This is a genomic window from Streptomyces sp. B5E4 (assembly GCF_039871555.1).
GTDB lineage: Bacteria > Actinomycetota > Actinomycetes > Streptomycetales > Streptomycetaceae > Streptomyces.
Genome location: NZ_JBDPMI010000013.1, coordinates 105,041 through 126,222 on the forward strand (window position 1 = coordinate 105,041; position 21,182 = coordinate 126,222).

At 70.0% G+C, this 21,182-nt stretch carries 11 protein-coding genes; 3 read left to right on the plus strand and 8 right to left on the minus strand.

From position 1 onward, the window contains the following. Nucleotides 1-27: 27 nt before the first annotated feature. Nucleotides 28-3,597, minus strand: a complete 3,570-nt coding sequence (locus tag ABGA99_RS18890) for an ATP-binding domain-containing protein (protein ID WP_347578522.1) — start codon at nt 3,595-3,597, stop codon at nt 28-30. 247 nt (nt 3,598-3,844) lie between these two features. Here ABGA99_RS18890 and ABGA99_RS18895 point away from each other — a divergent pair, with 247 nt between their 5' ends. Then, a complete protein-coding gene (locus tag ABGA99_RS18895; RefSeq protein WP_347578521.1) occupies nt 3,845-5,503 on the plus strand; it encodes an N-6 DNA methylase in 1,659 nt (552 codons plus the stop codon). Here ABGA99_RS18895 and ABGA99_RS18900 read toward each other — a convergent pair. The 5 genes from ABGA99_RS18900 to ABGA99_RS18920 all read right to left on the minus strand — a co-directional run bounded on the left by ABGA99_RS18900 (nt 5,463) and on the right by ABGA99_RS18920 (nt 12,379). Beyond that, on the minus strand, nt 5,463-6,731 hold the full coding sequence (locus ABGA99_RS18900; protein ID WP_347578520.1) for a restriction endonuclease: 1,269 nt from the start codon (nt 6,729-6,731) through the stop codon (nt 5,463-5,465). The two genes, ABGA99_RS18895 and ABGA99_RS18900, sit on opposite strands and share 41 nt — an antisense overlap. Then, nucleotides 6,728-8,596, minus strand: a complete 1,869-nt coding sequence (locus tag ABGA99_RS18905; RefSeq protein ID WP_347578519.1) for a DUF4357 domain-containing protein — start codon at nt 8,594-8,596, stop codon at nt 6,728-6,730. Before ABGA99_RS18905 ends, ABGA99_RS18900 begins: the two co-directional genes overlap by 4 nt. Before the next feature lie 156 nt (nt 8,597-8,752). Then, complete coding sequence (locus tag ABGA99_RS18910; protein ID WP_347578518.1) at nt 8,753-9,283, minus strand: hypothetical protein; 531 nt, start codon at nt 9,281-9,283, stop codon at nt 8,753-8,755. Next, the gene (locus tag ABGA99_RS18915; protein ID WP_347578517.1) at nt 9,280-11,724 is read right to left on the minus strand and encodes an AAA family ATPase; all 2,445 of its coding nucleotides are present in this window, start codon (nt 11,722-11,724) and stop codon (nt 9,280-9,282) included. The genes ABGA99_RS18910 and ABGA99_RS18915 overlap by 4 nt, the downstream gene beginning before the upstream one ends. 208 nt (nt 11,725-11,932) lie before the next feature. Continuing rightward, nucleotides 11,933-12,379: an ATP-binding protein gene (locus ABGA99_RS18920; RefSeq protein WP_347578516.1), complete on the minus strand. Its 447-nt coding sequence runs from the start codon at nt 12,377-12,379 to the stop codon at nt 11,933-11,935. A gap of 579 nt (nt 12,380-12,958) precedes the next feature. On the opposite strand from ABGA99_RS18920, the gene ABGA99_RS18925 reads away from it, so the two are divergent. After that, on the plus strand, nt 12,959-13,810 hold the full coding sequence (locus tag ABGA99_RS18925) for a helix-turn-helix transcriptional regulator (RefSeq protein ID WP_347578515.1): 852 nt from the start codon (nt 12,959-12,961) through the stop codon (nt 13,808-13,810). A 10-nt stretch (nt 13,811-13,820) separates the two neighbouring features. Next, nucleotides 13,821-14,012: a hypothetical protein gene (locus tag ABGA99_RS18930; protein ID WP_347578514.1), complete on the plus strand. Its 192-nt coding sequence runs from the start codon at nt 13,821-13,823 to the stop codon at nt 14,010-14,012. Between the two features lie 50 nt (nt 14,013-14,062). On the opposite strand, the gene ABGA99_RS18935 is transcribed toward ABGA99_RS18930, so the two are convergent. Beyond that, a complete protein-coding gene (locus tag ABGA99_RS18935; RefSeq protein WP_347578513.1) occupies nt 14,063-18,253 on the minus strand; it encodes a DNA methyltransferase in 4,191 nt (1,396 codons plus the stop codon). After that, nucleotides 18,253-21,174, minus strand: coding sequence for a DEAD/DEAH box helicase (locus ABGA99_RS18940; RefSeq protein ID WP_347578512.1), 2,922 nt, complete (start codon nt 21,172-21,174; stop codon nt 18,253-18,255). Before ABGA99_RS18940 ends, ABGA99_RS18935 begins: the two co-directional genes overlap by 1 nt. Nucleotides 21,175-21,182: the final 8 nt, after the last annotated feature.

The window sequence follows — 21,182 nt, forward strand, 5'->3', positions numbered from 1 at the left end:
AAGGGCGGACGGCCCGCCACACGCCGCTCAGTCCGTCAGATGCAGGGCGGTTCGCGCGTCCTCCCCGTCCCATCCGTCCTCGGTCCTCCAGACGGTGTCCACCCCGAAAACGTCTCGCGCCGTGCCCGGCGCCCAGTTCTCCGCCGGCGGCTCGGACAGGACCAGGTACCGGCGGTCGGCAGCACGTGAGTCGAGGTGATCGATTTCCAGAAGGCGGACCGCACCTGCGCGGAGATCCGCGTAGGCCGAACGGCCCGCCCCCAGCACTTCGTAGAGGAAGCGGCCGTTCGGACCATCCGCGATCACGTCGGTGGTCAGAGAATCCGAGGGACGCAGTCCGGCTCGCAGGAGGGCGGCCTTCAACTCGAAGCGCACGGCTTCGTGCGTGTTGCACTCCCTGTCTGCCTCGGCTGCGAGGACCAGTTCGCGTGCGAGCTTCCCGCCGGGCACCGCATGCCCAGCAGGCGGAGAGGAGACGGTGCCCACAGGGGCCACTGCGTCCATGGATACGGGGTCCTTCCGTTCATGCGCCGTCCTGGGTTCCGCCGGCGGCGCCGAGTCGGCCACGAGGGCTTCGCCGTGTGCGGGGCCGTCCTGCGCGGCGGGTTCGGGCTCGTCCCGCCCCGTGGGCGCGGCTACGGGGAAGCTGTCCTGCCCGGTGACCGGATCAGCGTCGAACCGGCGGCGTAGTTCCTCCCGGGCCTGGGCGATGGGGCCGGCCCAATACCCGAACGCCGGGTCGGCCGCCAGAGCCCCGCGCAGACCGGCAGTCTGCACGGCGACCTCGTGGCGCGTGCGCTGGGCGAGATCCGCCAGAGCACTCAGCGAGTCCCGGTCCGCGGAGCCCAGCAGACGCCACACGCTCAGCCAGTCGGCCCGGTCACGGCGGAGGCACCGGTTCGCCATGCCTTTCAATTCGGACAGGCTTGCCGCTGCTTCGGGCGGTACCGTGCCGTCGCCGTTGGCGATGTCGTGGAGAATGCCCAGAGCGGCCACATACCGCGCCGCCATGCGGGCCGTGATGGGCCTGCGGCCGAAGTCGCCAGCAGATACCAGACTGACCTTTCCTTCGTTCCGGGTCACCCAGCCGTCCAGGCGGGCGCCAACCGTGGGCGTGGGCTCGCCGTGACGCGGTACGAGGAGAAGGGTCCGCTGAGTTGCCGGGGCAAGTGTCCTGACCTTCCAGTGCGAACCGGGGCCCGGGCCGAGGACGCGGATGCTGACAGGGGTCCCGATCGGTAGTTCCTCGGCGGGAGCGGCATCGGCGCCTGCCTGACCGCTCGCGGGGGAGACTGCCGGCGTCAGCGTGGCGTCTGTGGCGTCGTCGGCCATGCCGAGTTCCCCCGGCACAGGGGTGGCGTGAAGGACGGTCAGTGTCTGGGTGCTACGGGTCAGAGCGACGTACAGCCGGCGCAGCCCTGCGGGGCCGCTGTCGGCGATGGCCGCCGGCTCCAGGACCATGACGTGGTCGAACTCCATGCCCTTGGCCTGAGCCGCGGGTAGCACGGACACGGTCCGCAGCTTCTCCTCGGTCATCCCGTCCGCCTCACCGACGCGGCGGCGGACCTCCTCCAGCCGGTCGCCGTCGTCCGCGACGATGACCGCGATCGATCGGGGTAACCGCCCGTCATCTGTGCCGGCGAGTTGTACCGTGCGGATCACCGCCTCGTCCACCAGTTGCTGAGGAAGGGTCGGGATGAGCCGTACCGCTTCGCTCCCGGCCCGCCGGACAGCCGCCGGATAGGGCAGCGAGGGCGCGACGGACCGGGCCAGGGGCGCCACGAACTCCATGATCTCCGCGGGCACCCGGTAGCCGGTGGTCAGCTCCGTCACCCGCCAGTCCCCTTGCCCGGAGAGGACTCCGCCCAGTCTGTCCCAGGCGGTGTAGGTGTGCGGGCCGGTGGCCTGGGCCAGATCGCCAAGGACCGTCATTGAGCCTGTCGGACACCTCCTCCGCAGGGCCCTCGCCTGCATCGGCGTCAGGTCCTGGGCCTCGTCGACCACGATGTGCCGGTACCTCTGCGGCGTCTCACCCGCGATCAGGAAGCGCAGCTCTTCGAGGCACACCAAGTCGTCCACGGTCCACGGCTCTTCGGCCGCCTTGCCGGCTTTGCGCCGCAGGAGGTCGGCCTGTTCACCGTCGCTGAGGATGTCCGAGGCGCACTCGCTCAGCGTGGCGGGCGAGTTGAGCAAGGTGCGGAGTGCTTCCTCGGGGCTCAGCGCGGGCCAGGTCCGGTCGACGAGGGCGGTGACCTGACGGTTGCGTTCAAGGTCGCGGCGGGCTGTGCGGTCCCTGCTGCGACGCGGGGCGAGGCGGCCGAGTTCACGCAGCAGCCGGTCACCCAGCAGAGTACGGAACCGATCCCTCCGCACTCGGTACGCTCCGCTGCCCGCCTGGGCCTCCCGGAGCACGTCGAGGACCTCCGATCTCCGCAGACGCAGCGACGTACTGCCCACGGCCACGACGAAGGCCGCCTCGTCCTGAGCGTGAGAGGGAGCGGAGGTGAACGAGTCCAGGGCGGTCGGCCGACATTCGCTCTCCACTCGCCGACGCAGTACGGCCGCCATCCGTTCACCGGACTTGACCAGGCGCGCCGCAGGGGAGTCGGTGCCGCGGATCTCGCCGTCCCAGAGCCGGGCCACCTGCACGGCGGTGATGTTGCGGGTGCCGAGGGTGGGTAGGACGCGTCCCACGTACTCCAGGAAGTTCTGGTGCGGTCCCACGACGAGGATGTCGTGTGCGCGGAAGTGGTCGTTGCTGACGAGCCAGGTCACGCGGTGCAGGCCGACCGCCGACTTTCCCGTGCCCGGCCCGCCCTGGATGATGAGTACCTCTGCGGGTGAGCCGGTGACCAGGGCCATCTGGTCACGTCTGATCGTCTCGACGATGTCACGCATCCGGCCGCTGCGGGAGCGGCGTAGTTCCCGGAGGAGGAAGTCGTCGACCGGCTGGGGCCTTCCGCGCCGCCTGCGGGTGACGACGCGCGGCGACGGGACCGGCCGCGGCCGAACGGCCTCGTCCCCGGCGGGCCGTTCGGCCGCCCCGTCCGGCGCTTCCGTCTCTCCCGGCGACTGGGAAAGGTCCTCGGATACGGAGAGCACGGTGTCCCCGCCTTCGGGCGGGAGCGGGCCGCCGCCCGGTGAGGAAGCCAGGACGATCTCGTCCAGGAAGTCCTCGACCCTGCGCTCGGCGCAACGCAGCCGGCGCCGCAGGAGCACCTCGCCGGGCGTCTCCGGCTGCGCGTTGTGCCAGCTCACCGCCTTCGGATTCGTCCAGGACACCACGACCTGCTCCCGGGTTTCGGCGTCGAACACATGACGTCGCCCGATGTAGAACGTCTCCGCCTCGGAGTCGCCCGCTTCTCGGACGTCGACCCGGCTGACAACCAGGGCTTCTCCGTCCAGCCCTCCGTACTCCTCCGCCTTGGCCTCCGCATCACGGCGGACCGCGGCGCCGTCCTTGCCGCTCGCTGACGCCGACGCGGCAGACGCCGGCGTCATCTCCGCGAGCCGTGCCTCGTAGCAGTCGTAGGCCCGGTCGACTGCCTGCTGCTCGACGGCGATGACCGCGTCCCGTGGTGTCGTGCGCACGTGCATCCCCTCCCGCGGCACCCGCACTCCGCCGCGGGGCCGGTGCCAGCTTCCCTGTCATAGGGACGGAGAAACCATGGGCCGAAGCGCCCCCTCGCCGGGCGACACCTCACGGGTTCTGGCTCCGCCGTCTGCCCTGCCTGATCCGGCGACTCGGCACCCACCGTGATGACGAACGATCGACTCACAAGCTGTTGACATCGCCAACGCGCATTGTATCCGATTTCGGCACCCTTACGTGTACGGTGGAGCTATGAAGGAATCGACTCCCCCGCCTTCCGAATCGCTGATCACCGGAGCAGAGATCGCCAGGCTGGCGGGGGTGACGCGGGCTGCGGTGTCCAACTGGCGACGGCGGTACAGCGACTTTCCCGCTCCCGCCGAGGGCGGCCAGAACACGCCCCTCTTCTCCCTCACAGAGGTCCGTTCCTGGCTGGCCAAACAGCAAAAAGGCATCGACCTCTCGGACGACGTGCGTCTATGGCAGGCGCTTCGGAGCGCCTTTGGTGACGACACAGTCGCGGGGATCGCGAGCATCGCCCGTCTCCTGGCTCATGACGAAGCTTCGACGCTGGACGAGGACCTGGCCGAGCTGGCCACCCGCGTGGCCGCGAAAGAGTCGGCGGCACGTGTCGTGGATCAGCTCGTCGAGCGCTTTCTGGACTCCTCGCGTCGCACCGGCTCCGACCAGATCACCTCCCCACGCCTCGTCAGGGCTGTGAGCCACTTCGCCGGACCGGTGTCCGCCGGCTCCCTCATCCTCGATCCGGCGTGCGGTATCGGAACACTTCTCCTCTCCGTCGGGCCTGTGAACGGACCGGAACGCCGGGGCCAGGAGATCAGTCCGGCAGCCGCGGAGCTGGCGCAGGCACGGGCCGATCTCGCCGGGCACCGGGATACAGCCATCGAGGCCGGGGACTCCCTCCGCCAGGACCGCTGGCCCCTGCTGCGTGCCGACCTCGTCCTGTGCGACCCCCCGGCCGCCGGGCCCGACTGGGGGCGGGAGGAACTGCTCCTCGACGCCCGCTGGGAGCTGGGCACTCCTTCCAAGGCGGAGGGGGATCTCGCCTGGCTCCAGCACTGCTACTCCCACACCGCCCCCGGAGGCCGGGTAGTCGCCGTCATGCCGGCTTCCGTGGCCTACCGCAAGGCGGGCAGGCGCATCCGCGCCGAAGCCGTCCGCAGAGGCATCCTCACCGATGTGATCGCCCTGCCTCCGGGCATGGTGGCTTCGCACGCTCAGCCCGTGCATCTGTGGATGCTGCGCCGCCCCGTCGGCACGTCCGCCGGCTCTTCTTCGGTCCGGATGGTGGATCTCACCGCCAACGACCCCGACGGCCGCATGGAACCGACAGCCAAGCAGGCCGTCGACGTACCACTGGTCGATCTCCTCAACGACTCCGTCGACCTCACTCCGAGCACCTACGTGGACGCCTCGCGCGGGGACCTTCCCACCGAGTACCGCGCCCTCCAGCGGAACGTCGAGGAGCGGCTCAGGCTGCTGACCGCCCTGTTGCCCGCTCTCTCCGCGGGCGAAGGGCCGGGCGTGCTGGACGGCGCGACCATCAGCCTGGCCGACCTCTCCCGCGCCGGACTCGTCGACATCACCGATGCCGAACCCCGCTCCACCAGCGACCAACTGGACACCGAGTACCTCCGCGGCTTCCTGCGGAGCACGTCCAACAGGCGTCGCTCGACGAGCAGCAGCGGCACCTACCGCCTCGATGTCAAAGGGGCGCGTATCCCGCAGATGGCGGTGGAGGAGCAACGCCGCTACGGCGCCGCCTTCCGTGCTCTCCGGGAGTTCGAGGAGCACGTCGCAGAAATGGCCCGACTGGCGGAGAAGGTGAGCGCTCTCGCCCGTGACGGTCTCACCAACGGGGCCCTTCTGCCCCCCGACGATGCTGCCTGACGGATAGCTCGCCCGCCTCTGCCGTCGCCGTGTCCGCCACCATCGAACGGGCGATGGTGCCGATCGCATCCAGCAGTTCGCCCGGTGGGCGGTCCAGGGCCAGGGCGTGCTGGTTGATGCGGATTCCGGCGTGCCGCACCCGGTGCGTCACGCTCGGCTCGTAGCCCCTCGCGTACACGAGGTGGCCGGCCGACAGGCCGAGCGCCGTGCAGTAGGCGAGCATCTGGTAGAGGTCGGCCTCCGGGAAGCCTTCGGGTTTCTCCGCCTTGTACTTGGCGTCCGCGACGGCTCGCGGGTGGCCGCCGTCTCCGTACCAGACCAGATCAGGGCGCATACGCACCCTCTCGTCCTCGTCCAGGTGCACGCCACGGGCCTGGAGTGTGCTGCGTCCGCCGTGTTCCGCCAGCGCCTCGCGCAGCGCGACGCAGACGAAGTCCTCGAAGACCTTGTGGGTGTCGATGAGATATCCGTCAACGGAGATCCGGCCCGCTCCGTGTTCCACTGAAGATCCGCGCAGAATCGTCTCGGCAAGCCGGAGCGCGGGCTGGTAGCGGAGGTTCAGCCGACTGGCCCGCCACTGCGGCAGTTCACGCACGCCCCGCCTCACGGGCTCGGCGTCCAGCAGCCGGCCACGGTGGTGGCGCAACCGGCGGCGTACGCCGCCGGGCACCCGGGGCAGGCTGAGCAGCCGCTCCGTGGCGGCGCGCAGAAGGCGGTTCTCCGCGATGTCGGTCCCGTAGTCGTCGTACGCCACCTCGACCGGGAAACCCCGCCCGTAGTGCCGTTTGACCTGGTCCGCCTCCCTGATACGGCCGCGGACGACGAGCGCGGTCTCCTCCGTGTGCCGGTAGCCCTGGAGAACGCCCTGCCGCAGCGCCCGTTCGAGCGACCTCTCGAACCCCGCCGCCAGCGCCGGAAGCACCTCGTCGTGTTCGGCCACGCCCACCTCGCCGTCCCGGTGAATACGAGGATCGGCGGCGTAGCCGATGAGGAAGAACAGCCGTGCCACCGGCACCTTGGGAGCTATCCGTAGGGTGACGGGATCGTGTCCGGGCACCTTCAGGGACACCGCTCCGACCTTGCCGCCGGCGCGCAGCCGCCAGGCACCGGGAAGGTACGGGTCGGGTGTGGCCTCGACGATTCCGGAGGCGCTGAGCGCGCGGCCCGCCTCGGCGGGGAGCGGCACGGTGACGGCCGCGCCGTACTCGTCCAGCTCGACGGTCGTCACGAACCCGTCGCGTCCGGTCCGCTGTCCCCGAGGGACCGGGAGAGTGCGTCGAGTCCGTAGCGCTTCTCGATGTCGAAGGACTCCCCGTAGTGGTGTTCCTCCAGCAACGGGAGAATCTTCGTTCGCCAGGCCCGCTCCAGTCCGCCCTTCCGGTGCGCGCTCGGCTTCATCAGGTAGGAGGGGCCGATGTGGAAGTCGGTGTCCCCGATGCGCGAGTTGAGGGCTCCGAGAAGGTCCGCCGCCCGGCTGCCGAATCCCTCGCGGTCGAGCCAGCGCCGCAACAGGCCGCTGGTGGGCTCGATCCGGGGGGACAGCTCGACGAAGGCGAAGCGCCTGCGCATCGCCGCGTCGACCAGCGCGATCGACCGGTCGGCGGTGTTCATCGTGCCGATGACGAAGAGGTTGGGCGGGAGGGCGAAGTCGTCACCGGAGTAGGTGAGCCGCACGGATTTGTTGCGGTATTCGAGAAGGAAGTACAGCTCGCCGAAGACCTTCGCCAGATTGGCCCGGTTGATCTCGTCGATGACCAGGAAGTGCGGGACGTGGCGGTTGCCCTCGCGAGACGCGAGGTCGGCGAGCCCGCGGAGCGGGCCCGCGGTGAGGCGGAAGGCGACTTCCCCCGTGTCCGGGTCCGCGCGGGGGCGGAACCCCTCGAAAAAGTCCTCGTAGGCGTAGGAGGGATGGAACTGGACGAGCTTCACCCTCTCGGCTCCCCCTGCCAGGTACTCGGCAAGCTTGAGGGCGGTATACGTCTTTCCGGTTCCCGGCGGCCCGTAGAGGATGATCTGCCGCTCGTCCCACAGCAGATCGCGGATGCCGTGCAGCCAGTCCACCTCATGCACGAGCAGGTCGTCGGCGAGGGACTGCTCCGGTACGGGCAGTTCCAGCTCGCGGCGGGCGGCGAGCGCAGGCGTCGTACCGCTGGGGTCGCGCTCTGCCACCACGGCCTCGTCCACCAGTTCCTCGTCGGAGAGGCCGAGTCCGTCGATATGCGCCTGGACCGCGGTGAGGTCCACCACATCGTGCTGGGCGGAGAGGCGCTGCTGGATCTCCTCGGGCAGCACGTCATACGGATGGCCGGTGCTCTGCCACTCGACGGGCCGCCGCAGGTTGGACAGGCCGCTGTCGGAGGCGGTCTGCTCGGCCGGGCCGGAGATCTGACCGACGTAGAGCCGCCCGCCCGAGAGGGTGCACACCGTGTCTCCGGGCTTCATCCGGGACAAGAAAGCGTGCAGTTCCTCGACGAGTTCGAGTTTCTGGTTGTACGTGGCGGTGGTGCCCCAGTCCTCCTCGACGACCGTACGAAGACGCTCCTTGCTGACTCCCTGACCGATCCCCTGCCGCATGCGCGGGGCGGCGAGGGACACGCGTCCCTCGGGAAGCCACATCCTCTGCACGAGATCCGTTCCGGACACGTTGTTGCCGCGTACGAGCCAAGCCCTCGCGGGGCCGGCCCAGACGCCCTCCATGAAGTCGGAGAGGGGCACGCCGGCTTCGGTCTTCCAGTCGGTCCAGCCGTTGCGCGACGATCCGACCAGTAGAGAGGCCGCTTGGGACGGCGAGTCACAGTCGAGGTCTTGGGCCATCTCCAGCCACCCCGGCCAGCGCGTGGACGGACGCAGCACACCCACCTTCTTCGCCATCGCACGCACGGCGGCGGGGCGAGGCTGATGCTGGGAGAAGGCGGGCGTTTCGGCGTCCCGGGCGGGTGAGCCGGCCAGGATGCGGAACTTCCGGCTTCCGTTGGTCCCGACCTCGTCCATCAGGACACCGCGGGCCCGGTCCACCTCACCGCCGTTGGGCAGGCGCAGCAGGAACTCGGGCATCTCGTCGGGGCTGCGGGGCCCGTCCCCGTTCTCACTCATGCCTGCTCTCCGTGTGGTCAAAGCCGTGATCTCCGGCCGGGAAGCACGGCGTGACGCCCCCCGTGGTGGAGGGGCGTGGTCGCACGACCGTCATGAATCAGTTCATTCTGCGACGGGACGGCACGGTGCCGAGGGGATACCGCCGACTCCGTACGCTCACGGGCGGGCGGCGCCCGGCGGGCCGGGCCGCGGAACGCGGCTGCTCCCGTGCCGGGCCCCTGGCAGGAGCGCGGTGGGAGTGCCGGGAGGAGGAACCGGCCGGCCGCGTCCGGGGCCGGGGGACGGCACAGCCTCGGCGGCCGTGGCCGCGGACCCCGTGCCCCCGCCGATCGCGTCCAGCAGGCCGTCGACCTCCAGGAGGCGGCCCTGGATCTCCCCGGGGCTGGGCGGCAGTTCGTGTGCACGGTGGTGACAGGCCGTGCTGAGCGCGTTCCAGGTGAGGTACCAGCGCCGGGCGGTCCCCCGATCGGTGTACGCCTCCAGGCACAGGATGCGGTGCTTGCCGTTGCGCGTCATGTCGGGGGCGACACCGCACCAGAAGTCGTCCAGGCTCCGGTCGAGAGCAAGGCGCAGCAGCATGGCGGCGGCCCGCGCCCGGACCCCGGGCCCGAGCGCTTCCGCCGTGCCCGCCGGTGGGCGCAGCAGGGCCTGGGCGGTGGACACGAGTGCGCGCGCGTCGTCGGTCATCGGGCACCCCCCTGCGCCGTCGTGGTCGCCGTCCCCCGCCGGATCGCCTCGGCCAGCCGCTCCGTACGCCTCACGAGCCCCTTCCGGGAGTCCACGGTCGGCAGCCCGGGATGCGCGCCCGCATTGAGTTCGTTGATCAAAGCCCATCCTCCGGTGTGCAGGCTTTCCACCGCCGTCTGCGGGGCCGCCGCGGCGTCCCCCAGCAGGGCGAGGGCCACGTACTCCTTCGTCCGCACCAGCGCGGAAACCTGCCTTTCGAACTCCGTCAGGCCCAAGAGGTGTCCGCGTTCATCCCGCAGGGTGCGGCGGGCGGCTTCCACGCAGGCGGCCTCCAGGGCGGCGCGGCACATCGTCGGGACCACCCGGTCGGCCACGGACTGCGGCAGCGACGGATCGAGGGAGACCGCCCTGGCCTCGTCGAGTGCCTGCGCGACGGGATCGCTCCGCTCCTCGATGGTCACCTGCGAGTTCTCCTCGCGGGAGATGTGGCGGATCGTCGCCTCGATGCCGAGGTGCGTGAGGGCCTGTTCCAGCCGGGTGTCGTGGGTGAAGACGACCACCTGGCGGTGGCGGGCGCACTCACTCAGGACGGTGGCCAGCCCCTCCACCTTCTGCGTGTCCATCGACTGCACCGGGTCGTCGATGACGAGGAAGCCGAACGGGCTGCCCTCGTGCGTGGCGCGCGGGATGAACAACGACAGTGCCAGCGAGTGCAGTTCGCCCTGGCTCATCACGCTGTACGCGGGTGCCTCCTGGTCGTCTACGGAGACGTCGAGCTGCACGCTTCCCCGCTGGGCCGTGCCCGTCAGGTCGACACGGCCGAGCGACACACTGCTGCTCTCGCAGAGCTTCGTCCACACGCCCTGGGCGCGGTCACCGAAGCGGCTCATCCGCTCGTTCCTCAGCTCGTCCGTCAGCTTCCTGAACCACGTCCGGGCCGCGTGGGCCACCTTGCGCCGGCCGGTCGCCTCCTGCGCCGCCTCCGCCGCCGTCACCCACTCCGCGAGCCGCACGGCCGCGGGCCGCCAGGTGGCGTCGCGGTCGGCGAGCCTGCGAGCGGCTTCGGCTCCGACCTGCCGGCAGGCCGCGCTCAGCGCCGGCCCGAGGTGCCCGACCCGGTCCGCCAGTTCGGCGGGGTCGGTGAGGCTCCGGCAGAGCGTCCACTCGCGCCACAGCCGCGCCAGTTCCGATTCCTCGGAGCGCAGCAGGTCGGGCACCGGCTGGACCAGGTCGTGAACAGCGCGCCGAGCACCGTTGAGGACCCGGCGCGCTTCTTCGGCCCCGGCCGCCTCCCACTGGAGCCGCTCGATCTCGTCCCGCGCCGCCTCGGCCCACTCCTCGTCCAGACGGCCCGCGGTGCCGCAGACAGGGCAGTCGGGCCCGAAGCTTTCGGAACGACGGCGGTGTTCGAGCGCGCTCTCCAGCAGTGCGGCCAGCCGGCGCGCGTCCTCGGCGTCGGAGTGCCGTACGTCCTCGACCGCGGCAGCCGCCTCCCGCAGCCGCGCCAGCGCGCCCCGGACCTCCGCTTCGTCGGGACCGGACAGGGCGGCGAGGACCCGGAGGCGCTCGTGCTCGCCCTTGTCCGGAACCGCGTCCCGGTCGAGCAGGTCCCGTACGGCGGCGACGTCCGGCGTACTCCCGTCGAGCGCCCGCCTGGCCACGTCGGCACGCGGGTCGTCGAGACCGGTCAGCGCCTCGACGGCCGCGGTCCGCAGCGGACCGGGCAGCGCCTCGGCATCCTTGTGCTCCTTGAGCAGGGCCGCGAGCCGGGCGTCCATCTCACCGAGCCGGCCGAGCCCGATGAACGCGGAGATCTTCCGGTAGAGCTCGCTCAGCGGCCCGTCCACCATCGAGCCCAGCTCGCTGTACGGCAGGAACGGGCGGTAGAGGTCGAGCATCGCAGGTTCGAAGCACTCCTCAAGCTTCAGCTCCGTGCCGTCCTCCCGCACCACCGTCGTGCGCGCGTCCTTCACCTCCTCCCCGTACCAGGTCCGGTGGACGGTGACCGGTGCGCCGGTGCCGCCCAGGGTGACGGTCACGGAGACCCGCGGGGCCGCGGACTCGTGCAGGTTGCGCCACCCCTGCCGCCACACCACCGGGCGGGCCTTGCCGCCATTAGGGCCGTCCCACCGGGCGTTGCTGCCCGTGAGCGCCATCTCGGCGGCCTCCGCGAAGCTCGACTTCCCGGTGCCGTTGCGCCCCGCGATCACCGTCAGCCCGGGGCCGGGCGGGAGGTCGAGCGTGACCTCGGCGCCCACACCCCGCCAGCCCGCCGCGGTGACGGAGCGCAGGTACACGGGCCCTGCGTGCCCGGCCTGCTCCGGAACCGGCTCCGGAAGCACGTCACGCAGCAGCGCGGCGGCGTCCGGGGCCAGTCCGGAACCTTCGGCGGCATCGATGCGCGCAGCGATCAGGCTGCGCAGCGGAGTCTCTTCAGTCATGGCGGTGGTCCTCGCAAAGGGCGGGCCGGGGGCGCGGCAGAAGGCCGAGCCGTTCACAACGCCATCATGGCGTAAGCACGTTGGCGACGTCAACAGACTTTTTGAAGCCGCGAATCCGACCGTGTGTACTACTCTCCGCCTTTCGTTCGGCACGGCTGCCGCGCCCCCCGCCCGGACGTCAACTGACCAGGGTTCGCCTCGCGTCCGATCAGGCGACCTCGCCATGCACGGCGTCCGCCGCGCCCGACGCACCCGACGCGTCCTGTACGCCGTGCGCGATCGTCGCCCAGGTGCACACACCCGCGGCGGGCGGATGTGAGGCGGCGAACCCCCACTCCCCGCCGCCGGCTTCCGTGAGTTCACGAACGGTGGCGAGAGAGACCCGGCGGCGTTCCGCACACTGACCGGCGAGACGGGAGTTGAGGTGCGGGGTGTGCGTGTCATACGCCGCCACCTGGAGCACATCGCCGGAGCGACGGAGCACGAGGTGGACCATCTCTCCCGCGCCGGTGAAGCGGCAGGCGTGCACGGCGAGTTCGTGGACGAGGCTGAGTACCGGCTCGATCAGTTCGTCCTCGACACCGTGCACGTCGAGGACGGCCCCCGCCGAGTCGTGCGCGATCACCGGCGTCCCGGTGGCCGAGGGAAGCGTCAACCCGTAGGCGAAGTGGGAGGCGGAAGGTTCCCCGAGGTCCGGGGGAGGCGGCGGGCAGTGAGTGATCGCCGGCGTGGACTGGAGCGCGTACGGCGAGCCGAGGGTGTACGCGGGCAGCCTGGACCGCCCCCCGTTCGGGGCCAGTTGGCGACCGGGACGACCTGCGGGAGCGCGGCGGGGGGTCGGTGCTGCGATGGGGGCGGGTTCGGGCGTTGCGGGGATCAGCGGTGCATTTTCGGGCATGACGACTCCGTTCGGCGGCGTGAACACTGGGAGTGGGCCGTGTCGTTGGCGACACGGGCGAGTTGTCGGGGCAGGGCCGGTGCGGCACGGATCAGCTCGGCGACGCGGCGAGGCAGTGGCTCGTCTCCCTGGCGCGTGCACACCCCTCCCAGGGCAGGAGGATGCGGGCAGGCTCGCGCGATGCTCTTCTCATGCGCCTTGCGTGAGCGTCGCGTGACTTACAGTAGGGGAAGAGGGGGTGCACGTGCCACCCTCCTGGATAGAACTTAACCCCCAATGGATTAGGCTGGCCGCACCCGGCAGACTGGTTCACGCCCCTGAAGAGGAAGGCGATCGATGGCGCCACGCACCACACCTACGCAGCGACAGCGCAGACTTGGCGCGGAGATCAAGAAGATGCGCACAGAGGCGGGCCTCACCGCCGAGTACGTCGCGGGACTGCTGGGAGTCGACCGGGGCAAGATCTCGAACATCGAGTCGGGCATCCGCAACATCAGTCCGGACCGGCTGCGTACGCTGGCGACGCACTGCGCGTGTGCAGACGAGCGGTACCTGTCCGCACTCACGGACATGACCCAGCCTTCCCCGGACCGCTGGTGGGACGAGTACAGGGGAAGGATCTCGCCCGGCCTTCTGGACATCGTCGAGCTGGAGTGGCACGCGGCTCGTATCCAAACCATCCAGACCGTCCACGTGCCTGGCCTGCTCCAGACTGAGGACTACGCGCGGAGCGTCTTCGCGGCGGTTCTCCCCGCTCTGTCACGCCTCGAAGTTGAGCTGCGCGTCGCTCATCGCATGGATCGACAGCGCGTTCTGGACCGCAACGAACCGGTGCCCTACGTGGGATATGTGCATGAGGCCGCACTGCGCATGCTTTTCGGAGGACGGGACACAAGCAGGGGCCAGCTTCGCGCACTGCTCGAATGGACCGAGCGACGAAACGTCGTCGTGCGTGTCGTTCCCGTCGAGCTGGGGAGTTTCCCCGGAGCCGGGCACGCCCTGCTGTACGCGGAGGGACCGGTACCGCAACTCGACACGGCACAACTCGACTCAGCCCATAGCCCCGAGTTCATGCATGCTGACCTGCAACTCTCCAAGTACCGGGCCCACTTGGAATGGATGGACCAGATGAGCCTTCCGACCGATACGTCGAGAGACTTCATCCACGCTATCCTCAACGACCTGTAAGGATTCGACCGTGACAGACATCAAGTGGGAAGCTCCCTTCTGCGGAGAGGGAAACAACTGCTTCCGCATCGGGACCGACTCTGACGGCAACGCCTACATAGCCGTGGCGGGCCGCGAGGACACCTACCTCACAGACACCCACGAAGCACTGCGCACGCTGATCCAGGACATCAAAGCAGGCAAGGCAGACCACCTGTTGTAGCCATCCGGGGCCGACACGCGTATCACGTGGCCCGCCCCCGGCCCTCTGCGTCAGGCAGTCTCTGGTTCGTCGGGGTGGCGCGGGCCGTGGCCGGGGGGCGGGGAGAGGGTGGAGGTGTAGTTCTCGCCGTCTACGAGGGGCGTGGCAAAGCTTACGCCGGCGGTGGCCATGCGGTCGAATTCGGTGAGTACGAGCGCCTTGGTGCGGTAGTGGCCGTACTTGGCGATCTCGTTGTTCTTGAGGCCACCGGTGGTCGACTGGAATGACTCCAGAATGTAGTCTGCGTCGTGGCGGCAGATTCCATAGAGGTGGAAGAAGTACGCATCGAGTTCGGCGCGGATCTGAGCGCGACGGATCTCGTCCCAGCGGAACGGCCCGTTTGTATCCCCGAGGTCACGGGCGAGAGGAGCCATGTCGAATGCCGTGTAGACAAGCTCCAAGAGTCGTGGGGTGGTGAACGGTGTGTGCGGGGACAGCGTCGCCGGGCGAGGAACGGGTAGCTGCTTCCAGGTCATGAGTGCCAAGTGAGCGCCGCTCACCTTTTGTCGGCTAACGAAGTCGAAAACCATTGAGCTTTGGACACTGATGAGAGCCGCCGTAAGACGTGGCGAGGTCGAGGGAAACATTAAAGGGTAGGTGTGTCCGACCGCCACACGCGGCAAGATTGCTGGAATCGCCGTGCGCTCATTCGTCGAGGCTGTAACATCGCACCATCCACATAGCCAGTCAAGGCCCCATTTCAACTCTTCCAAACGCAGCTCAACACCAGGAATTTTTACGTCTTTACCGTTCCTGCGGGTTGCGATAGAACCTTGCTGAGCGATCCAGTGCAAGGGCAGGGCGGCTCGCGTTGCATCCTGAAGCTCATCCGACCTCAGATATCTCGGCTGATTCTTCCTATTAACTGCTGTCGCGCTTGTAACTACATCGGCCGCGCGGTGGTTGAAGAAATCGACCATCTTCGCCTCGTATAGGGGAAGCATTCTCTCTCCGTCACGGGCGAACACATTTCCGCTCAACTCCCAGCCTTCTGCCTCTAATTTCTCCCGTGTATGGAAAAGGTCGGAGTCGTCAGTCATGTCGAAGAGCCTCCTAAAGGCGACACCCCACGGATTCCCTCCTCTCTCCGCCTCATTCCACAGCACCGGAATACGGCGGTAGATTGCCGCTGTCAGGTCGGCATCCCGCCGTGTCCGGAAGATCGGCAACGTCCCCGTGTTCGGATTAATGAGAGCGATCTCCTCCGGGCTGAGCGCGAACACCCGTTCCGCGTCGTCCAGATCCGTCGGGTCCTCCAGGAAGAACGCGAAGCGGGCCGCAGGCTCCCGCAGTTCCCGGCCGACCAGCGAGAGCAGACAGAACTTGTAGCGGGAGTCCACTCCCACGAAGAGCTGCTTCCGGTTCTCGAAGTCGTACAGCGCCGCCACCGCGCCGCGCCGGGTGAAGTCGCTGAACAGGTACTGCGCCCCCGCCCCCGTCGCGATCGCCGTCGGCAGGATGCACCCGAAGCGGCTCCTGGGGGCTGCGATCGTCGCGAAGCGCTCCGCGAACAGTTGGTCGGTCTGGAGGGAGTTGACCCCCTTGATCGTCAAACCCTTCCCGCACAGCGAGAACGCCCCCGACGCTCCCGCAAACAAGAACGTCGACTTCACCATCCGCCGCGCCTGCCGGTACCGCTTCCCCGCCTCCGGGTTCCCGGCCTTCTCGTTCTCGACCTCCCACTCCGCGATGCGCGTCCGCCGGGCCGTGCCCGCGATCGCCGCGATCGACGGTTCGATCACGCTGAAGTACTTCTTGTCCTCGAAGTCGACCTTGTCCCACGGCGGGTTGCCCACCACACACGAGAACCCGCCCGACCACCCCGTTGCCGGGTCCACCGCCGCACCAGCCCCCGACCCCGCCCTCGCATCCGGGGCCTCCGGGACCGTGAACACCTCCGGGAACTCCAGGTGCCAGTGGAAGAACCGGTACAGGTCCCGCAGCCGGTCGATCTCCTCGTGCGTCGCCGCCGAGGCCGAGCTGCCCTCCGGGTCACCAAGCGCCCGGAAGACCTCGTGGGTCACCGGCGGCGGGGCGTCCTTCGCCTTCCGCCACATGAACGCGGCGCACCAGGCGTCCGCCAGATGCCGGGCGTGGACGTACTCCGTCTGCTCCCGCAAGTCCTCATACGCCGCCTGCTGGGCGCGCACCTCGCGTAGTTCGTCGGACGGGGCCTCGGTGATCCGGCGCAGGCCCGACCCGAAGACGGTGTTGGAGACCTTCGGCTCCGCGACCACCTCGAACAGCACGCTCTGGCCCCGGCGTTCGCCGTCGTTCTGCTTCTCCAGGGCCTTCGCGTACTTCGTGTCGTCGCCCTCGACCGCCTTGAACGCCTTGCTCGGGATGCCGTCCAGCATCAACGCCGGCGTCGCGCCCACCAGCCCGTTCCCGTGCTTGATGTGCGCGTCCAGGAAGCCCAGCGCCTTTCCCGGCTCCAGCGCCTCCAGCCACAGCGACACCTTCGCCAGTTCCACCGCCATCGGGTTGAGGTCCACCCCGTACACGCACCGGGCGACCACCTCGTGGAGTGCTCTGCGGACGGCGACCGGCGTCGGCTCGGGGTTGCTCTCCCGTACCGCCGCCACCCGCTTGGCGATCCGGCGGGCTGCCGCCACCAGGAAGTGGCCCGACCCGCACGCCGGGTCGCAGACCGTCAGCGACAGCAGCTCACCGACGACCGCCTCCGACGGGTCCGCTTCTCCCGCCGCCGCGGCGGCCTGCTCGCCGCGCTTCTGGGCGTCGTCGATGACCGGGTCGAGGGTGGAGTCGAGCAGGGTCTCGATGAGGGAGGCCGGGGTGTAGTAGGAGCCGGTCTTCTTGCGGTCGTTCCCCAGCCGGTTGACCAGTTCGAAGGTGCGCTCGGCGGCGCTGTGCTTGGGGACGAGTTCGAGCAGGGACTCGTAGATGGAGCCGAGTTCCTCCGAGCCCATGTTGCGGTAGTCCACCGGCCGCCAGCGCGCCGTCTTCTCGTCCCGTACGCGCGAGAGGTGGCGCACCGCCTCCAGCAGGGAGGCGTTGGACAGCGCGCAGTCGCGCAGCGGGGCGTCGGCGGCGGTGTCGTCGAAGAGGCCGCCGAGGCCGGGCAGGCCCAGCTCGGGCCGGCCGTCCTCGCGGCCCAGCGCGTCCAGGACGATGCGCAGCGCGGCGTACTGGTCGGCGTGCGCGGTGCCCTGGCGGCGCAGGGCGAGGCGGCGCAGCCGTGCGGAGCTGAAGTAGGCGGCGTACCGCTTGCGGGTCTCCTCGCTCGCGCCGGGGTCGAGCAAGGCGTCGCGGTCCTCGGCGACGAAGAGGAAGATCATCCGGTAGGCGAGGCGCAGCAAAGCCGCGTGGAAGCGGTCGACGTCGAGGTTCTCGCGGAGCGCCGTGTTGCCGGGGTGGCGCAGGAAGCCGGTGCCGAGGGTGGTGAGGGCCCGCTGGACGCCGTCGCGGTGGTGGTCGAGCGCGCGGGTGCCGGAGGCGATCGCCTCCGTACGCCACTTCTCCAGCCAGCAGGCAGACGGGGCCCCCGCCTCGCCGGTCTCGAAGCGGGAGACGTGCAGCAGCCGGTAGAGCAGGACGAACTCGCTGAAGAGTTCGCCGTCGAAGATCGCTTCGAGGTCGAACTCGACGTACGAGGCGGTGGCCAGGGCGTTGGAGTCGCGCAGCAGGCGCACCTGCCGGCCGTTGGTGAGCACGCCCCACAGGTGGGCTTCCCGACGGTTCAGACATTCCTGGACGAGGGAGTGCGGGGGTACGGTGCCGACGCCGCCGGGCCGCTTGTCGAGCACCGCGTTCCAGGCGGCCATGTGGACGGGCACGTGGTGCCAGCGGTGGCTGAGGGGGAAGACGCGGTCGGGGTCGCCGTCGGCCCGGTACTCGCCCGGGGCGACCGTCGTGAGGCGGCCGAAGCCTAATTCGTTGAAGAGCGGTTCGAGCCACTGGCCGATCGCGTGTCCGGTCGGGTCCGCGGGCAGGTCGGCCTCGGCGCTGACGGGCAGCTTCTCGCGGAGTTCGAGCCAGACCCCCTTGAGGTAATCCCAGTGGCGCTCTGCCTCGTCCCGTACGGACCGGCGGGGGCCGATGACGTGGTAGTCCGCCGGGCCGGAGCCCGGGACGTCCCTGCCCTCCTTGCTCTCCGAGATACGGACGAGCATGTCCGCGGGGAGCAGGCCGCCGACGGTGTGGACGGCGGAGAAGACCTGGTTGCGTGTGGTGACGGACATCAGGCGGTCCCTCCGCTCTCGGCGATCGGGGGCAGGTAGACGTAGACGCCGAGGATGTCGGCGGGCTGCTGGGCCGTCACCTTCAGGCCCTGCACGATCTCGTCGGACGCGCGCCGGACCCGGCGGTGCGACTCGTGGAGTTCTCCGGCGAGCAGGTCGCCGTAGTCCGCCACGTGGTCCTGGACGGCGTCTAACTGCCCGAGTGTGCGGCTCATGGTCCGGGTCTGGAAGTAGTCGTCGGTGCTCTCGGCGGCCTCCGCGCTCAGGAGGGCGAGCGCCCTGTCCTCGGGGAGCCAGACCGGATTCTTCACCGATCCCTCGTAGGCGAGGAGGCGGGCGTCCTCGGCGACGATCCTGCGCGTCCCTCGCCTGGAGGGGAGGGTGAGGTGGAAGCGGTAGCGGACCAGGAGAAGGGTGGTGCGGACGGACACGGCGGCCGTGGAGACCACTCCGCAGCGGCGGGCCGGGCGGCGGCCCGGTGCTTCCGCGTCCAGGGCGGTGTTGAGGACGTGGGCCGCGAGGGCGCCGACCACGGGGTCCGTACGGACCAGGGCGGCTTCGCCCCGGGCCACGGCCGCCGTGGTACGGAACGGGATGGGGCGCCCGGACTCGACGGCTTCGGCACCCGCCACGGGGGCGAGGGCGTCGCGCAGCCCGGCGGGGACGCCGCTGACCTCCGCGGTGAAGTCTCCGGTACCGTCGCCGGCCTCGACGACGTGCGCTTCGAGCGCCGCCAGCGCATGGCGCACGAAGCCCTCGACCTCGTCCGCGCGGCCCAGGGTGTCGCGGATGGCGGCGACCTCCCGGGCGACTTCCTCGGGATGGATGGCGCGCTGGGCGAAGCGGGAACGGGAGGTCGTCTCGCGTTCGGCGGCCGAGTTCCACCGGCTCTCCAGCTCGGCGGCCCTGGCGTCCACGGTCTTCAGCGCCTCGACGCCGAACAGGCCTTCCTGCTGGGGTTCACGGCCGCGCAGGAGGAGCCATTCGACGATCGCGTCGGTGACGCCGGAGGACGCCTCGTCGGGGACGGAGACCGAGATACCGAGGTCCTTGCGTATCTGGCGATGCTTGGCGATGAGGACTTCGAGGACTTTGCCGTCGATGCCGTTGTCGATGCCGTAGAGCGTGATGACGCGGACCTTGTCGCGTTTCTGCCCGTACCGGTCCACGCGGCCCTCGCGCTGGTCGTGGCGGGTGGGGTTCCAGGCGAGGTCGTAGTGGACGACGGCGTCGAAGTGGTGCTGGAGGTTCACGCCCTCAGAGAGGCAGTCGGTGGCGACGAGTACCCGGCGGGCGGCGGGGTCCTCTCCGGCGAGGGCGGCCAGCTCCTCGATACGGCCGAGGCGCTGCTGCGGGGAGAGGGTGCCGGTGACGGACTTGACGACCGTCCTGGAACCGAGCTTCTTCTCCAGATGCGCGGCCACGTACTCGGCGGTGGGGATGTACCGGCAGAAGACGATCGGGTGGTAGCCGTCCTTGAGGAGGGCCTTGAGGTGCCGGATGAGGGCGGCGAGCTTGAGGTCGGTCTCCGGGCCCTCCAGTGCGGCGGCCCGTTCGGCGAGGTCGGCCAGCCGGGCGCCGGCGTCCTCCGTCTCCGCGCCGGGCGCGGCGTCGAGTCCTTCCAGGGCGTCGCCGTCGGCGGAGTCGCGGGTCAGCGGGGCGGCGAGCCGGTCGGCTTCCTCGGCGCTGGCGGCGACGGCCGCGGCCGACCGGGTCGAGAGGGTCTGGGCGGCGGCCCGGGGCGAGGAGACCAGGGAGCGCAGGAGGGCGATCGCCGACCACCAGGCGATACGGGCCTCGCGCCGGCTCTGCTCACCGGCCGCCCGGACGCGCTCGCCGGCGTACGCGATGGCGTCGTCGAGCAGCGCCCGGTAGCCGGGCGACAGCTTGTACTTCTCGTCCTTGGACTCGCGGTCGGAGGGGAACGCGGTCTTCTCGGCGAGGCTGTCGTCGGCCAGCCCGCTCTCCTTGGTGAGGTACTGGCGTACGTCGGCGCGCTTGCGCTGCACGAAGTGCCGGGCGAGGAGCCGCCGTCCGCGGTCCGTCTCCAAGTCCACGTCGGCGAGTTCGGGCAGGACCAGGCCGAGGAGGTTGCGGAAACCGGACTCCTTGCCGCTGTGCGGGGTCGCGGTGACCAGCAGCAGGTGCCGCTGCGTGTCCTCTGCGATGCGCCGCAGCAGCTCGTAGCGGAGCTGGTTCTGCGTGGAGACGGTGTCGTCGGCGGCCACACACGTGTGGGCCTCGTCGACGATGACGAAGTCGGGGCAGCGGCGTACGAAATCGTCGCGGTGCCGGGTCGACTTGATGTAGTCGGTGGAGACGATGACGTGCGGGTACCGGTCGAAGAGGGACTGGCCGAGGTCCAGGCCGCGTTCCAGGCGCGACACCGTGGAGGCGAGGACGAGTTCGGCGTCGATGCCGAACTTGGTGCGCAGCTCCTCCTGCCACTGCTCGGCCAACGCGGGCGAACAGAGCACGGCCAGCCCTCTGGCCTCGCCCTGGGACAGGAACTCCTTCGCGATCAGGCCCGCCTCGACGGTCTTGCCGATACCGACGTCGTCGGAGATCAGCATGCGTACGGTCTGCTGGCGCAACGCCATCAGCAGGGGTACCAGTTGGTACGCGCGCGGTTCGACCGCGATGCCCGCGAGGGAGCGGAAGGGGCCGGCGCCGGAGCGGAAGCCGATCCGCAGGGCGGAGCGCAGCAGCCCGGCCGCCCGCTGGTCGCCCAGGTCGGCGGGCGACGGGGGCGCGAACTGTGCGTCCCGCACCTTCTCGAACGCGGGGAAGACGGCTGAGATGTCGTCGTCGGAACCGCCCAGGGGACGCAGCACGAGCAGGTCGGGCTCGCTGTCGGGGAGGACGACCCACTCCCGGCCGCGGGCGGTGACCAGGGAGCCGGGGGTGTAGGTGCGCGTCATCGGGACTT

Excerpts from the sequence above, each read along its gene's own strand:
- ABGA99_RS18895 (WP_347578521.1), top strand. The coding sequence starts at position 3,845 with ATGAAGGAATCGACTCCCCCGCCTTCCGAATCGCTGATCACCGGAGCA.
- ABGA99_RS18905 (WP_347578519.1), bottom strand. The coding sequence starts at position 8,596 with ATGAGTGAGAACGGGGACGGGCCCCGCAGCCCCGACGAGATGCCCGAG.
- ABGA99_RS18925 (WP_347578515.1), top strand. The coding sequence starts at position 12,959 with ATGGCGCCACGCACCACACCTACGCAGCGACAGCGCAGACTTGGCGCG.
- ABGA99_RS18935 (WP_347578513.1), bottom strand. The coding sequence starts at position 18,253 with ATGTCCGTCACCACACGCAACCAGGTCTTCTCCGCCGTCCACACCGTC.
- ABGA99_RS18890 (WP_347578522.1), bottom strand. The coding sequence starts at position 3,597 with ATGCACGTGCGCACGACACCACGGGACGCGGTCATCGCCGTCGAGCAG.
- ABGA99_RS18915 (WP_347578517.1), bottom strand. The coding sequence starts at position 11,724 with ATGACTGAAGAGACTCCGCTGCGCAGCCTGATCGCTGCGCGCATCGAT.
- ABGA99_RS18910 (WP_347578518.1), bottom strand. The coding sequence starts at position 9,283 with ATGACCGACGACGCGCGCGCACTCGTGTCCACCGCCCAGGCCCTGCTG.
- ABGA99_RS18940 (WP_347578512.1), bottom strand. The coding sequence starts at position 21,174 with ATGACGCGCACCTACACCCCCGGCTCCCTGGTCACCGCCCGCGGCCGG.